This is a genomic window from Serratia sp. BNK-12 (assembly GCF_047456085.1).
In the GTDB taxonomy this organism is placed as follows: Bacteria; Pseudomonadota; Gammaproteobacteria; order Enterobacterales; family Enterobacteriaceae; genus Serratia; species Serratia liquefaciens.
Window position 1 is genome coordinate 2,313,674 of sequence record NZ_CP179896.1, and the last position, 12,981, is coordinate 2,326,654.

14 protein-coding genes are annotated in these 12,981 nt (G+C 56.8%); 11 read left to right on the forward strand and 3 right to left on the reverse strand.

What is annotated here, in order from left to right:
• Positions 1 to 194 precede the first annotated feature (194 nt).
• The 3 genes from folE2 to zigA are packed head-to-tail and all read left to right on the forward strand — an operon-like array spanning position 195 to position 2,874.
• The gene (gene folE2, locus ACMGG1_RS10665; RefSeq protein ID WP_414161362.1) at positions 195 to 1,124 is read left to right on the forward strand and encodes a GTP cyclohydrolase FolE2; all 930 of its coding nucleotides are present in this window, start codon (positions 195 to 197) and stop codon (positions 1,122 to 1,124) included.
• Positions 1,114 to 1,674 carry a carbonate dehydratase gene (locus tag ACMGG1_RS10670; RefSeq protein ID WP_046373410.1) on the forward strand — a complete coding sequence of 187 codons (561 nt, stop codon included), beginning with the start codon at positions 1,114 to 1,116 and terminating at the stop codon, positions 1,672 to 1,674. Before folE2 ends, ACMGG1_RS10670 begins: the two co-directional genes overlap by 11 nt.
• Before the next feature lie 12 nt (positions 1,675 to 1,686).
• A complete protein-coding gene (gene zigA, locus ACMGG1_RS10675; RefSeq protein WP_129982772.1) occupies positions 1,687 to 2,874 on the forward strand; it encodes a zinc metallochaperone GTPase ZigA in 1,188 nt (395 codons plus the stop codon).
• Positions 2,875 to 3,067: 193 nt separating this feature from the next.
• Here the strand turns inward: zigA and pspF are convergent, their stop codons facing one another.
• Positions 3,068 to 4,075 carry a phage shock protein operon transcriptional activator gene (gene pspF / locus ACMGG1_RS10680; RefSeq protein WP_020827100.1) on the reverse strand — a complete coding sequence of 336 codons (1,008 nt, stop codon included), beginning with the start codon at positions 4,073 to 4,075 and terminating at the stop codon, positions 3,068 to 3,070.
• Positions 4,076 to 4,259: 184 nt separating this feature from the next.
• Between pspF and pspA the strand changes: the two genes are divergently transcribed.
• The 7 genes from pspA (at position 4,260) to tyrR (ending at position 10,495) form a co-directional block, all read left to right on the forward strand.
• Positions 4,260 to 4,925, forward strand: coding sequence for a phage shock protein PspA (gene pspA / locus ACMGG1_RS10685; protein WP_020827099.1), 666 nt, complete (start codon positions 4,260 to 4,262; stop codon positions 4,923 to 4,925).
• A 160-nt stretch (positions 4,926 to 5,085) separates the two neighbouring features.
• Positions 5,086 to 5,313 carry an envelope stress response membrane protein PspB gene (pspB, locus tag ACMGG1_RS10690; RefSeq protein WP_012145351.1) on the forward strand — a complete coding sequence of 76 codons (228 nt, stop codon included), beginning with the start codon at positions 5,086 to 5,088 and terminating at the stop codon, positions 5,311 to 5,313.
• The gene (pspC, locus tag ACMGG1_RS10695; protein ID WP_020827098.1) at positions 5,313 to 5,672 is read left to right on the forward strand and encodes an envelope stress response membrane protein PspC; all 360 of its coding nucleotides are present in this window, start codon (positions 5,313 to 5,315) and stop codon (positions 5,670 to 5,672) included. Before pspB ends, pspC begins: the two co-directional genes overlap by 1 nt.
• A gap of 96 nt (positions 5,673 to 5,768) precedes the next feature.
• Positions 5,769 to 6,017 carry a phage shock protein PspD gene (pspD, locus tag ACMGG1_RS10700; protein ID WP_048758703.1) on the forward strand — a complete coding sequence of 83 codons (249 nt, stop codon included), beginning with the start codon at positions 5,769 to 5,771 and terminating at the stop codon, positions 6,015 to 6,017.
• Positions 6,018 to 6,139: 122 nt separating this feature from the next.
• Entirely contained in the window at positions 6,140 to 7,537 is a 1,398-nt protein-coding gene (locus ACMGG1_RS10705) for a YcjX family protein (RefSeq protein WP_020827096.1), read from the forward strand.
• Positions 7,534 to 8,595, forward strand: a complete 1,062-nt coding sequence (locus tag ACMGG1_RS10710; protein ID WP_115058718.1) for a YcjF family protein — start codon at positions 7,534 to 7,536, stop codon at positions 8,593 to 8,595. Before ACMGG1_RS10705 ends, ACMGG1_RS10710 begins: the two co-directional genes overlap by 4 nt.
• A 328-nt stretch (positions 8,596 to 8,923) precedes the next feature.
• Positions 8,924 to 10,495 (forward strand): transcriptional regulator TyrR, encoded by a 1,572-nt coding sequence (tyrR, locus tag ACMGG1_RS10715; RefSeq protein ID WP_020827094.1) that lies wholly within the window; start codon positions 8,924 to 8,926, stop codon positions 10,493 to 10,495.
• 72 nt (positions 10,496 to 10,567) lie between these two features.
• Here tyrR and tpx read toward each other — a convergent pair whose 3' ends face one another.
• A complete protein-coding gene (gene tpx / locus ACMGG1_RS10720) occupies positions 10,568 to 11,071 on the reverse strand; it encodes a thiol peroxidase (protein ID WP_020827093.1) in 504 nt (167 codons plus the stop codon).
• Between the two features lie 224 nt (positions 11,072 to 11,295).
• Here tpx and ycjG point away from each other — a divergent pair, with 224 nt between their 5' ends.
• Positions 11,296 to 12,267: an L-Ala-D/L-Glu epimerase gene (gene ycjG / locus ACMGG1_RS10725; protein ID WP_414161363.1), complete on the forward strand. Its 972-nt coding sequence runs from the start codon at positions 11,296 to 11,298 to the stop codon at positions 12,265 to 12,267.
• A 5-nt stretch (positions 12,268 to 12,272) separates the two neighbouring features.
• Here the strand turns inward: ycjG and mpaA are convergent, their stop codons facing one another.
• Positions 12,273 to 12,980 (reverse strand): murein tripeptide amidase MpaA, encoded by a 708-nt coding sequence (gene mpaA / locus ACMGG1_RS10730; RefSeq protein ID WP_046373415.1) that lies wholly within the window; start codon positions 12,978 to 12,980, stop codon positions 12,273 to 12,275.
• Position 12,981: the final 1 nt, after the last annotated feature.

The following is a 12,981-nucleotide window of genomic DNA, read 5'->3' on the forward strand; positions in this document are numbered from 1 at the left end:
GGGTTAATAAGCAATAGCATTAGTGTATCGTACTCTGGCGAACAGCCCAATCCATTGAGCAAAATGGCTGAGTTTTCTGCTACTTGATTGAACAATTCGGCACTTCAGACAAAAAAGTTACAATTGATATGTTATAACATAACAAAATCATGTTACCGTTCCCTGGCAATGTACTGATAACAGCAAGGGGATGTATGAACAAGGTTGCACTTCCACCACGCCAGCCGCTGCCGGACGCGCAGGCCTGGCAGGGCGCAATGAGTGATGTCGGGCTCGATTGGGTCGGGATGCAAGGGATCGCGTTGCCGCTGGAGTTGGCTGGAAAGCCGTTGATGGCAAGGGTCAACGCCGGGATCAATTTGCGCGCCGGCAGCCAAGGTGCGCGGGGTATACACATGTCGCGGCTGTATCTGGCGCTGGATGAGTTAACCCAGGGCGAACTGACGCCGCAACGCATTGCCGACCAACTGCACGCTTTTTTGGCATCGCAGCCGGAAAACAGCGACCGCGCCAGCCTGCACATCAGCGGTGAGCTGCTGTTGTCGCGTCCGGCGCTGCTTTCGCCACACCGGGGCTGGAAAGCCTATCCGCTGGAAATTAGTGCCTCGCTGGCAAGCACACTCACCCTGACGCTGACGGTGGGCGTGCCCTATTCGTCCACTTGTCCGAGTTCGGCGGCGCTCAGTCGTCAATTGGCGCAGCAGCAGTTTCAGTTTGATTTCGAACATTCGGCGCAAAAGGTCGACCAGCAGCAGGTCATCGACTGGCTGGGCGATCACGGTATGCCGGGGACGCCTCACAGTCAGCGTAGCTGGGCCTGGGTGACGGTGACGCTCAATGAGCGCGAAACGGCATTGCCGGTGGTCAACCTGATAGATCGTATCGAGCACGCGCTGGGCACGCCGTTGCAGACGCTGGTGAAACGCAGTGACGAGCAGGCGTTTGCCCTGGCTAACGGCCAGAACCTGATGTTCTGCGAAGATGCCGCTCGCCGCCTATACCGAAGGCTGCGCAGCCAGTGCAGCCACCGCGCCTTTTCGCTGCGGGTCGAACATCAGGAAAGCCTGCATGCCCACAATGCCGTGGCGGAGTTGAGCTGGCGGGAGGATCAGGATGCTGCGTAAAAACCCCAGTGGACACCTGCCGCAGGTCTCACCGCAGGCCTATATCGATCCTACCGCGATAATCTGCGGCCGGGTGATTATCGAGGATTTTGTCTACGTTGGGCCGTACGCGGTGATCCGTGCCGACGAACTCAATGCGGCCGGAGATATGGAACCGATCGTGATCGGCTCTCATTCCAATATTCAGGATGGCGTGGTGATCCACTCGAAAAGCGGCGCGGCGGTTACCATCGGCCGCTTCAGCTCCATCGCCCATCGCGCCATTGTCCATGGGCCGTGCTGCATCGAGGACCGGGTGTTTATCGGTTTCAACAGCGTGTTGTTCAACTGTCACATCGGTTCCGGCTGCGTGGTGCGCTACAACGCGGTGGTGGATGGCGTGACGTTGCCGCAGAACCTGTATATCCCGTCAACCGAGCGCGTCGGCGCCGACAGCGATCTGTCGCTTTACCGGCAGGTCGATCGCGGCGCACTGCAATTTTCAGAAGAAGTCGCCGCCACCAACGTTGAACTGGTGCGCGGTTACCAGGCATTACGCAATGAGTTTTGAGTGAGGAACCCCATGAATCCATTACCCGTAACCGTGCTTTCCGGCTTTCTCGGCGCCGGTAAAACGACGGTATTGAACCATATTTTGAACAATCGTCAGGGCATGCGCGTGGCGGTTATCGTCAACGACATGAGCGAAGTCAACATTGACGCTGCGCTGGTCGAGAACGAAGTCCAGCTCGATCGCCAGCAGGAAAAATTGGTGGAAATGAGCAATGGCTGCATCTGCTGCACGCTGCGCGAAGATCTGCTGATTTCGGTACGCGAACTGGCGCAGGCCGGGCGCTTCGATTACCTGCTGATCGAATCCAGCGGCATTTCCGAACCTTTGCCGGTGGCGGAAACCTTTACCTTTGAGGACGAACAGGGGGAAAGCCTGTCGCAATTTGCAAGGCTGGATACCTTGGTCACCGTGGTGGACGGGGTTAATTTTATCCAGCAGTACCAGCAGGCGCAGACGCTGCAGGAGGCCGGTCAAAGCCTGGGAGAAGACGATCTGCGCAGCGTTGCGGATCTGTTGATCGAACAGATTGAGTTCTGTGACGTGATGCTGGTAAGCAAAACCGACCTGCTGACGCCAGAACAGCAGGGAGAAGTGATGGCGCTGCTGGCCAGTTTGAATCCGGATGCCCGTATTCTGCCCGTATCGCCAGGCAAATTGCCGCTGGAGGCGGTATTGAACACCAACAGTTTCAGCTTCGACAAAGCGCAGCAGGCGCCGGGCTGGTTGAAGGAGCTACGCGGCGAGCACCTGCCCGAAACCGAAAACTACGGGATCAGCAGCTTTGTTTATCAGGCGCGCCGTCCCTTTGCACCGGACAAATTCTACCGGGTGATCAACGGTGACTGGGGCGGTGGCAAGCTACTGCGTTCCAAAGGGTTCTTTTGGCTGGCGACGCGCCCGCGTCAGGCCGGGCAGTGGAGCCAGGCGGGAGGGATTGCTCATTATGGGCTGGCAGGCACCTTCTGGCGCGCCATAGCGCAAGATAGATGGCCGGAAGATGAAGAGACGAGGGCGCAGATTATGGAGAAATGGGTGGAGCCCTTTGGTGACATGCGCCAGGAGTTGGTGTTCATCGGCCAGCATCTGCAGCAGGCCAAAATAACGCGTTTGCTGGACGCTTGCCTGCTAAACGATGAGGAAATGGCCGCCGGGGTGGATTACTGGCACGAGATGGCCGACCCCTTCCCTGAGTGGTAATTGCACAATGACAGTGTGGTAATGAGAAAAATTCTCAACAAAGTACTTTACAGATGATACTGATAACTATTATCATCGCTTGGCAGTTCACGGAAGGCCACTCCCTGTGGTTCTGCTGTGAAAGGCACGACATTGCTCACATTGCTTCCAGTGTTTTTTAAGCCAGCTCGGGTGCTGGCTTTTTTTTTGCCCGCTATTCGTCGTCCGCCTCGCCATTTTGCAGTAACGCATGTTTTTTTAGCATGCCGCGTAGCTGGTGGTAGGTCAGCCCCAGCAACTCCGCCGCTTTACGTTGGTTAAACCTTCCCTGTTGCAGTGCCGCTTCGATCAAAGACTTCTCCTGCGCCAATTGCCAGGCTTTTAAATCCAGCGGCAGTACCGGCAGGCCATCATGCGCTTCGGCCTCTACAGGCAATGGCACACTTTCCCGCTGGGCGAACGGGTTGATGACGATGTTATCCAGCGCTTCCGCGCTGGTGCCGTGGCGGTAGACCGAACGCTCCACCACGTTTTTCAATTCGCGTACGTTGCCTGGCCAGTGATAGCCGAGCAGGGTATCTCTGGCGCGCTCGGTAAAGCCAGGAAACAGCGGCAACGACAGCTCACGACACATCTGGATCGCAAAGTGTTCGGCCAGCAACATGATGTCTTGCTGGCGCCGGCGCAGCGGCGGCAACTGCACCACGTCGAACGCCAGGCGGTCCAGCAGGTCGGCGCGGAATTTTCCTGCCGCCGCCAGCGCGGGCAGGTCGTCGTTGGTGGCACACACCAGCCGGACATCGACCTGCAGCGGTTGGCTACCGCCGACGCGTTCAAGATGGCCATATTCAATCACCCGCAGCAATTTTTCCTGTACCAGCATCGGTGCGGTCGCCAGTTCATCGAGAAACAAAGTGCCGCCGTCGGCGCGTTCAAATCGACCCAGGTGGCGCTTCTGCGCACCGGTAAAAGCCCCGGCCTCGTGGCCGAACAGTTCCGAATCCAGCAGGTTCTCATTCAGAGCCGCGCAGTTAAGCGAGATAAATGGCCCTTGCCAACGGTTGGAGAGGTAATGTAAACGGTGGGCAATCAACTCCTTACCGGTTCCGCGCTCACCAATAACCAACACCGGCTTGTTCAACTTTGCCAGTTGCGAGACTTGCTCCAATACTTCGACAAAGGCGTTTGCTTCGCCCAGCAGGTTTTCTAACTGTTCGCTCATGATGAAATTCGCCAATGTTTGGTGAAAATAATCACTCTACAGGATGCGTTCAGAGAGTCAAAAATAAATAGTCGTTATTATTCAACGAAATAAAAGTTGGCACGGGTTTTGATTAAGTCTTTGGGCAATCTGCATGATTTAACGCGGCGCTTCAGACGCCATCAGAACCAAGAGGAAGTGAATTATGGGTATTTTTTCTCGTTTTGCCGACATCGTGAACGCCAACATCAATACGCTGCTGGATAAGGCAGAAGATCCGCAAAAACTGGTGCGGTTGATGATCCAAGAGATGGAAGACACGCTGGTCGAAGTTCGTTCTACCTCAGCGCGTGCGCTGGCGGAGAAAAAGCAGCTGTTACGCCGTATCGAGCAGGGTGAAAACCAACTGAGCGACTGGCAGGACAAAGCCGAACTGGCGCTGCGTAAAGATAAAGAAGATCTGGCCCGTGCGGCGCTGATTGAAAAACAAAAAGTGGCCGACCTGATCTCTACGCTGACTCATGAAGTCTCGACCGTAGAAGAAACCCTGGCCCGCATGAAAAGCGAAATCGGCGAGTTGGAAAACAAACTGACCGAAACACGCGCACGCCAACAAGCACTGACATTGCGTCATCAGGCGGCGTCGTCTTCCCGCGAAGTGCGTCGTCAGCTCGACAGCGGCAAACTCGATGAGGCAATGGCGCGTTTCGAGCAGTTCGAACGTCGCATTGACCACATGGAAGCCGAAGCGGAAAGCGTCAGCATCGGTAAAAAGAAGTCTCTGGATCAAGAGTTTGCCGAGCTGAAAGCCGACGATGCCATCAGCGAGCAGTTGGCGGCGCTGAAAGCGAAAATGAATCGTTCCGAGTAAGGCAATAAAGGTTTTGAAAATAAATCAGGAAAATCAATTTATTGATTTTCGGCTGATAACACAAAGGGGGAAAAACCACGCTTTTATCCCCCTTTGTCAATAACCTGGGCGGCCACGGTAGGGTGGCCGCCCACCAAAGACGCATTAAGAAGGAAAAGAAATGAGTGCTCTATTACTTGCCATTCCGTTGACAATCTTTGTGTTGTTTGTCGCACCGATTTGGCTTTGGCTGCATTACAGCAATCGGCAACAAAACGGCATTCAACTGAGCCATCAGGAAATGCAACGTCTGGCACAGCTGGCGGAAGATGCCAAGCGTATGCGTGAACGCATTCAGGCGCTGGAAGAGATCCTCGATGCAGAACACCCGAACTGGAGACAGTCTTGATGAACAACACTCTGGGCAGTAAAAAGCTTTATCGCGTACCTGAAGAAGGGATGGTGAAGGGCGTCTGCGCCGGTCTGGCCCATTATTTCGACGTGCCGGTACGCCTGATCCGGGTGATCGTGGTGTTATCGATGTTCTTCGGGCTGTTTTTCTTCACCCTGATTGCTTATTTCGCGCTGGTGTTCGTGTTGGATGAAGCGCCGGCCAGCCGTTTTGACGGCGAACAGCAAAAAACGCCGCGTCAGTTGCTCGACCAACTTGAATATCAACTGGGCAGCGGCGAACAACAGCTGCGACAGGTTGAGCGTTACGTCACGTCGGACACTTTCGGCGTACAGAGCCGTTTCCGCAAGCTTTAACCCGCCCCGCATGCTATGGCCTGCGCCGTGCGCAGGTCAGGCATTGCACCCGTCATCATCCTTTATTGACCCGAACTGTGCCGGAGGGCATTGATAATGAACAAAACCTATGCCGCAAGCGCCGCTAAAACCGGTGGATTTAAACGAGGAGCAGGTGCAATGTTGAAGACAGTGTCTAAAGTCATCATCATAGCGTTACTGAATTACGGCCCGGCAGGGGCGGCCGGCTGGCTGCTGCGGACTGTGGGTCGCAAACCGATTCGCTTTGTATTGGCGCTGGTGCTGGAACCTCTGTTCCGCAAAGGCCTGAACAAGGTGTTTGGGCGTTATACCCGTCATACTTGAAGCTGCCTCTTTGTTGGCTGCGCTTGCCCGCCCTGGTCACATAGTGCGCTATGCTTCCAGGACTTACAAACTGGCCGCCGCGATGCAACTCCAATTATTTAGGGCCTATGCCAAGGAGAACAATGAAACGACTGCAAAATGAGTTAACGTCGCTGGTCAACCGCGGAATGGATCGCCATCTGCGCCTGGCGGTGACCGGTCTGAGCCGTAGCGGAAAAACCGCCTTTATCACCGCTTTCGTCAACCAATTACTGCACGTTCACAGCGGTGCGCGCATGCCGCTGTTCTCGCCGGTGCGTGAAGAGCGCCTGCTGGGCGTGAAGCGCATTCCGCAGCGCGATCTCGGCATTCAACGTTTTACCTATGATGAAGGGTTGGCGCAGCTGTATGGCACACCGCCGAGCTGGCCGACCCCGACGCGTGGCGTCAGCGAAATTCGCCTGGCGCTGCGTTACCGCTCCAACGATTCACTGCTGCGTCATTTCAAAGACACGTCGACCCTGTACCTGGAAATCGTCGATTATCCCGGCGAGTGGTTGCTGGACCTGCCGATGCTGGAACAGGACTATCTGGCCTGGTCGCGGCAAATGGCCGGCCTGCTACAGGGCGATCGCGCCGAGTGGGCCAAGCCTTGGCTGGCGCTGTGTAAAAGCTGCGATCCGCTGGCTCCGGCGGATGAAAACAAACTGGCGGCTATCGCCCAGGCCTACACCGACTATCTCCTGCGTTGCAAAAGTGAAGGGCTGCACTTTATTCAGCCGGGGCGCTTTGTCCTGCCGGGGGATCTGGCCGGTGCGCCGGCGTTGCAGTTTTTCCCGTGGCCGAATGTGGATGCTCAGGGTGAGTCGAAGCTGGCGCAGGCGGATAAACACAGCAATATCGGCATGCTGCGTGCGCGTTTCAATTATTACTGCCAGTCGATCGTCAAAAACTTTTATAAAGAGCATTTTGTCCGTTTCGACCGCCAAATCGTGTTGGTGGACTGCTTGCAGCCGCTCAACAGTGGCCCGCAGGCGTTTAACGACATGCGCCTGGCGCTGACCCAGTTGATGCAGAGTTTCCACTATGGCAAGCGCACGCTGTTTCGCCGGTTGTTTTCGCCGACCATCGACAAGCTGATGTTCGCCGCCACCAAAGCCGACCATATTACCGCCGACCAGCACGCCAATCTGGTGTCGCTGCTGCAGCAGTTGGTGCAGGAAGCGTGGCAGAACGCCGCGTTTGAAGGCATCAGCATGGACTGCGTTGGGCTGGCCTCGGTACAGGCTACCGAGAGCGGTATCGTTGATCATCAGGGGCAGCGCATCCCGGCGTTAAAAGGCAATCGTCTGAACGACGGAGCGCCGCTGACGGTTTTCCCCGGCGAAGTGCCGGCGCGCTTGCCTGGGCCGGCGTTTTGGCAAAACCAGGGCTTCCATTTCGATGAGTTTCGCCCACGCGCCATGAGCGTGGACAGCCCGTTGCCACATATTCGCCTGGACGCGGTGATGGAGTTTCTACTGGGAGATAAATTGCGATGAGCGAGCCGATAAAACCGCGTATCGATTTTGAACAACCGCTGCAACCCCCGCAGGAGCCAGTGCTGCGTGCTAACGTCGCTTTCGACGAACAGCAGGCGGAAAGCTTTTTCCCGGCGGCGCCGGAGCTGCAGCAGGAAGACGAAGAGGGGCGCGCCGAAGGCATCGTCAATGCGGCCCTGAAACCCAAACGCAGCCTGTGGCGCAAAATGGTCACTGCCGGGCTGGCGCTGTTTGGCGTCAGCGTAGTGGCGCAGGGCGTACAGTGGGTACATACCGCCTGGGTGCAGCAGGATTGGATTGCCATGGGCGGTGGCGTAGCGGGTGGCTTGATCGTTTTTGCCGGGGTGGGGTCGGTGGTGACCGAATGGCGCCGGTTATACCGTCTGCGTCAGCGTGCCGAAGAGCGAGATGTGGCTCGAGAACTACTGCACAGCCACGGTTTGGGCAAAGGGCGGGAGTTCTGCGAGAAGTTGGCGCGTCAGGCCGGTCTGGATCAAGGGCATCCGGCGTTGCAGCGCTGGCAGGCCTCGCTGCATGAAACCCAAAACGACCGTGAAGTGGTGGCGCTGTACGCCAAACTGGTGCAGCCGGTGCTGGACAACCAGGCTCGGCGTGAAATCAGCCGTTCGGCCGCGGAATCCACGTTAATGATTGCCGTCAGTCCGCTGGCGCTGGTGGATATGGCGTTTATCGCCTGGCGCAATATTCGCCTTATCAACCGCATCGCGGCGCTGTATGGCATCGAACTGGGCTACTTTAGTCGTCTGCGGCTATTCCGCCTGGTGCTGTTGAACATTGCCTTTGCCGGTGCGTCCGAACTGGTGCGCGAAGTGGGGATGGACTGGATGTCGCAAGATCTGGCGGCTCGTTTGTCTGCCCGTGCAGCACAGGGGATCGGTGCCGGTTTGCTGACCGCGCGGCTAGGCATCAAGGCGATGGAGCTGTGCCGTCCACTGCCTTGGCTGGAAGGTGAGAAACCCAAACTGGGTGATTTCCGCAGCCAATTGGTCGGCCAACTGAAAGAAACCATGAAGAAAGGCGACAGCAAAGCCAAATAATCTCCTCACGGCGTCCATTTGGGCGCCGTGCTTCCTTTCTGCCTCTGTCACGCCGTGCAAAGCCAATACGTAACCTTCACTTGACGAAAGACGATCCCCCTGCAAATACATTATATTTATCTGCAAATTTATTGGCGGTTGTGATAACTCTCTGCCGATCAGCTAAAATGACGCCGATGGTGTTATTCACTTGCGTTTAAAAACATCAACAACAGCGATAAATCAGAGTTCTGTCAACTTTTGCTGACAGATTGCTTCTACCGTTCGGGGTGAGAGAGTATCATCATTGCCAGTCATCCCCGCACCTGCAGAGATAAGGCCAATACTGATGCGTTTGGAAGTTTTTTGCGAAGACCGAATCGGTCTGACTCGAGAGTTACTCGATCTTTTGGTATTGCGCAGCATAGATTTACGTGGCATCGAAATCGATCCCATCGGCCGCATTTACCTCAATTTTTCCCAGCTGGATTTTGACACCTTCCGTGCCTTGATGGCAGAGATCCGCCGCATCGCCGGCGTGACCGACGTACGCACCGTGAATTTCATGCCGTCCGAGCGTGAGCACCGCGCCCTGCGGGCGTTGCTGGAGTCGATGCCGGAACCGGTCTTCTCGATAGATATGAAGGGCAAGGTCGAGCTGGCTAACCCGGCGGCTCAGGCGCTGTTCGGTTTCAGCGAAGACAAAATCCGCAACCAGACCGCCACTGCGTTGATTGGCGGTTATAACTTCAGCCGCTGGCTGGAGAGCGAACAGGCGACTCCGCAATCTGAGCGGGTGGTGATCCGCAGTCAGGATTTCCTGATGGATATCACCCCCATCTATCTGGAAGACGAAAATCAGCAGAAAGACACCGTCGGCGCGGTTGTGATGCTGAAGTCCACGGCGCGCATGGGCCGTCAGCTACAGAACTTGTCGGTGAACGACGATACCGAATTTGATCACATCGTCGCCGCCAGCCCGAAAATGCGCCAGGTGCTGGATCAGGCGCGCAAGCTGGCGATGTTGGATGCGCCGCTGTTGATTGTCGGGGATACCGGTACCGGTAAAGATATCCTGGCCCGGGCCTGTCACCTGCGCAGTCCGCGCGGCAAGCAGCCGTTCCTGGCGCTAAACTGTGCCGCTTTGCCGGACGACGTAGCGGAAAGCGAGCTGTTCGGCCATGCGCCGGGCGCTTACCCCAATGCGCTGGAAGGCAAGAAGGGCTTCTTCGAGCAGGCACACGGCGGTTCGGTATTGCTCGATGAAATCGGTGAAATGTCGCCGCGCATGCAGACCAAACTGCTGCGCTTTATTAACGACGGCACTTTCCGCCGGGTTGGCGAAGAACACGAAGTGCATGTCGATGTACGTGTGATCTGCGCGACGCAGAAAAACCTGACCGAACTGGTGCAACGCGGTGAGTTCCGTGAGGACTTGTATTATCGCCTTAACGTACTGACCATTACCCTTCCGCCGCTGCGTGAGCGTCCGCAGGACATCATGCCGCTGACCGAACTGTTCGTGGCGCGCTTTGCCGATGAGCAGGGCGTTGCGCGGCCGAAATTGTCCAACGATCTGGGCAGCTTCCTCAGCAAATACGGCTGGCCGGGCAACGTGCGGCAGTTGAAGAACGCCATCTATCGCGCGCTGACGCAAACGGAAGGTTTCGAACTTCGTCCACAAGATATCGTTCTACCGGAATTTGAAGTTGAAATGTCATTGGGGGATGAAGTGTTGGACGGCTCGCTTGACGACATCAGCAAGCGTTTTGAACGCTCGGTGTTGACGCGGTTGTACCGCACTTATCCAAGCACGCGAAAGCTGGCGAAACGCCTGGGGGTTTCACATACCGCGATCGCCAACAAGCTGCGCGAGTATGGTCTTAGCAGCCGCAAGCCGGCTGGGGAAAGCGAAGAGTAAAAAGAATGGGCGCCTAAGGCGCCCATTTTAATACTTGGCTATCAGAGCCCGGCATTCGCGGGCCTTATGACATTACTTCAATGCAGCCAGCGCCGCGTCATAGTCTGGTTCGTTGGTGATTTCATTCACCAGCTCGCTGTACAACACGTTATCCTGGCCATCCAGCACCACGACCGCACGTGCAGTCAGACCGGCCAGTGGGCCCTCGGCGATTTCAACGCCGTAGGCTTGTTTGAATTCTGCACCGCGCAGAGTGGACAGGGTCACCACGTTGCTCAGGCCTTCCGCGCCACAGAAACGTGACTGTGCGAACGGCAGGTCGGATGAAATGCACAGCACGACGGTGTTATCCAGGCCGCTGGCCAACTGGTTGAATTTACGCACCGAAGTCGCACAAACGCCGGTATCGATGCTTGGGAAAATGTTCAGAACTTTGCGTTGACCCGCGAAGCTGCTCAGCGCCACATCTGACAGGTCTTTGGCAACCAGAGAGAAGGCTTTGGCTTGTTCGCCGGACTGTGGCAGATGGCCTGCAACGCTAACCGGGTTGCCTTGAAAATGTACTGTCTGAGTCATTAGCTTGATTCCTTTTACAGGTGTTTATACAAAGGGCATGAGCCTAATGAAAAGGGACTTTACGCCGCGCTTAACATTAGGTTCACACCCTGGCATCAGTTTATGTCAACAATTGCGGGTTGGATATATAAAGTTTGCTAAATAGTTGTATATATTAGGTTGTGTCCAGAATTTATCCTTCTGGTCGCCCTTGTTTATGCGCAATTTTCGCCTCAGGAGCCGTTATGAGAAGCATGCGTTTTTACCCAGAAGCCTGGCCGCTGCATACTGCCTTTGTGATAGCTCGCGGTAGCCGTACCGAAGCCAAAGTCGTGGTGGTCGAAATTGAACAGCAGGGCGTGCGTGCCAGCGGCGAATGTACGCCATATGCGCGTTACGGCGAAAGTGAAGCCTCGGTGATGGCGCAGCTGGCTGAAGTGGCAACGACTGTGGAACAGGGCGCGACGCGGGAGCAACTGCAGCGGCTAATGCCGGCAGGCGCAGCGCGTAATGCGGTGGATTCTGCACTGTGGGAGCTGGAATGTCGCCTGAACGGCCAGAGCCTGTGGCAACGCAGCGCAGTCGTAGAGCCGGAACGCATTGTGATGGCGCAAACCGTCAGCATCGGCTCGCCGGAGGCGATGGCGTTCGCCGCGCGTGAGCTTGAGCAACAAGGGGCCCGGCTGTTGAAAATCAAGCTGGATAACCACCTGATCAGTGAACGACTGGTGGCGATCCGTGCGGCAGTGCCGACGGCCACCTTGATCGTCGACGCCAATGAGTCCTGGCAGGCGGAGGGGTTGGCGGCACGTTGTCAGCTGTTGGCGGATCTGGACGTGGCGATGCTGGAGCAACCGCTGCCGGCGAAGGACGACAGCGCGCTGGAAAACTTTATCCACCCGTTACCGATTTGCGCCGATGAGAGCTGCCACACGCGTAGCGATCTACCGCGGTTGGCCGGTCGCTATCAGATGGTCAATATCAAGCTGGACAAGACCGGCGGTCTGACGGAAGGGTTGGCGTTGGCGGCATTGGCGCGAGAGCAAGGGTTCGCCATCATGCTGGGCTGCATGCTCTGCACTTCTCGAGCGATCGGCGCGGCGTTACCCTTGGCTCCGGGGGCGCGATTTGTCGATTTGGACGGGCCAACCTGGCTGGCGAAGGACGTTGAACCGGGTCTGGATTTCGAATGTGGGGCGATCAACCTCGCCCCGTAACCGACTCAGTCCGGGTAGGTCAGTAATTCCACCATGGCATCGAGGTAGCTTTCGCTGGCGGCATCGGCAGAGATTGGTGGGAACTCTGCGGTAATGCAGGGCAGCGACAGATCGGCGCACCAACTGCCGAACGATCCCGGCGTCTCGTAACCGACGCTGGTGACCAGCGGCAGGGCAAATTTGTGCGAAAGCCAGACGCCAAGCTGAGAGCTGGCAGGATCTTCGATGCAGGCCAAGGGTTCATGGAAGGAGACTACCCAGCGAGGTTTCAGCCGATGGATCAGGTGGCACAGCGCCTGGGTCTCCGGCTCGGAACCCGGACGACCACCGGTCGAAAGCTTAACGTCCCGAGCCTCCGCCGCGCTGTTCCAGCGATAAACCGTGTCGCCAGAGCGCCAGTTGGCCGCCGGGAAATTGCGATTCAGGTCGACCCCGTTGGCATTGGCGCGCAGCCCCAGTTGGCAGCCGTCCGGGTTGACGGCCAGCACCACATGGTGACGCAACTGATTTGGGGCGATGCTGCGCAGCGCACAGGACAGCGTGACAATAGCGGCACCTTCGTCACCGTGCGTACCGGCGATGATCAGCCCGGCATCCGGGCTACTGATGGCCGCCGGGAAATAGAGCAGCGGTGCGCCCAGCAGCGAACTGCCGTAATTCTCTCCTGCAACGGCCAATTGGCCACGTTCACTGCGCGGTCGATGCTGGATCATG

Excerpts from the sequence above, each read along its gene's own strand:
- folE2 (WP_414161362.1), top strand. The coding sequence starts at position 195 with ATGAACAAGGTTGCACTTCCACCACGCCAGCCGCTGCCGGACGCGCAG.
- ACMGG1_RS10670 (WP_046373410.1), top strand. The coding sequence starts at position 1,114 with ATGCTGCGTAAAAACCCCAGTGGACACCTGCCGCAGGTCTCACCGCAG.
- zigA (WP_129982772.1), top strand. The coding sequence starts at position 1,687 with ATGAATCCATTACCCGTAACCGTGCTTTCCGGCTTTCTCGGCGCCGGT.
- pspF (WP_020827100.1), bottom strand. The coding sequence starts at position 4,075 with ATGAGCGAACAGTTAGAAAACCTGCTGGGCGAAGCAAACGCCTTTGTC.
- pspA (WP_020827099.1), top strand. The coding sequence starts at position 4,260 with ATGGGTATTTTTTCTCGTTTTGCCGACATCGTGAACGCCAACATCAAT.
- pspB (WP_012145351.1), top strand. The coding sequence starts at position 5,086 with ATGAGTGCTCTATTACTTGCCATTCCGTTGACAATCTTTGTGTTGTTT.
- pspC (WP_020827098.1), top strand. The coding sequence starts at position 5,313 with ATGAACAACACTCTGGGCAGTAAAAAGCTTTATCGCGTACCTGAAGAA.
- pspD (WP_048758703.1), top strand. The coding sequence starts at position 5,769 with ATGAACAAAACCTATGCCGCAAGCGCCGCTAAAACCGGTGGATTTAAA.
- ACMGG1_RS10705 (WP_020827096.1), top strand. The coding sequence starts at position 6,140 with ATGAAACGACTGCAAAATGAGTTAACGTCGCTGGTCAACCGCGGAATG.
- ACMGG1_RS10710 (WP_115058718.1), top strand. The coding sequence starts at position 7,534 with ATGAGCGAGCCGATAAAACCGCGTATCGATTTTGAACAACCGCTGCAA.
- tyrR (WP_020827094.1), top strand. The coding sequence starts at position 8,924 with ATGCGTTTGGAAGTTTTTTGCGAAGACCGAATCGGTCTGACTCGAGAG.
- tpx (WP_020827093.1), bottom strand. The coding sequence starts at position 11,071 with ATGACTCAGACAGTACATTTTCAAGGCAACCCGGTTAGCGTTGCAGGC.
- ycjG (WP_414161363.1), top strand. The coding sequence starts at position 11,296 with ATGAGAAGCATGCGTTTTTACCCAGAAGCCTGGCCGCTGCATACTGCC.
- mpaA (WP_046373415.1), bottom strand. The coding sequence starts at position 12,980 with ATGATCCAGCATCGACCGCGCAGTGAACGTGGCCAATTGGCCGTTGCA.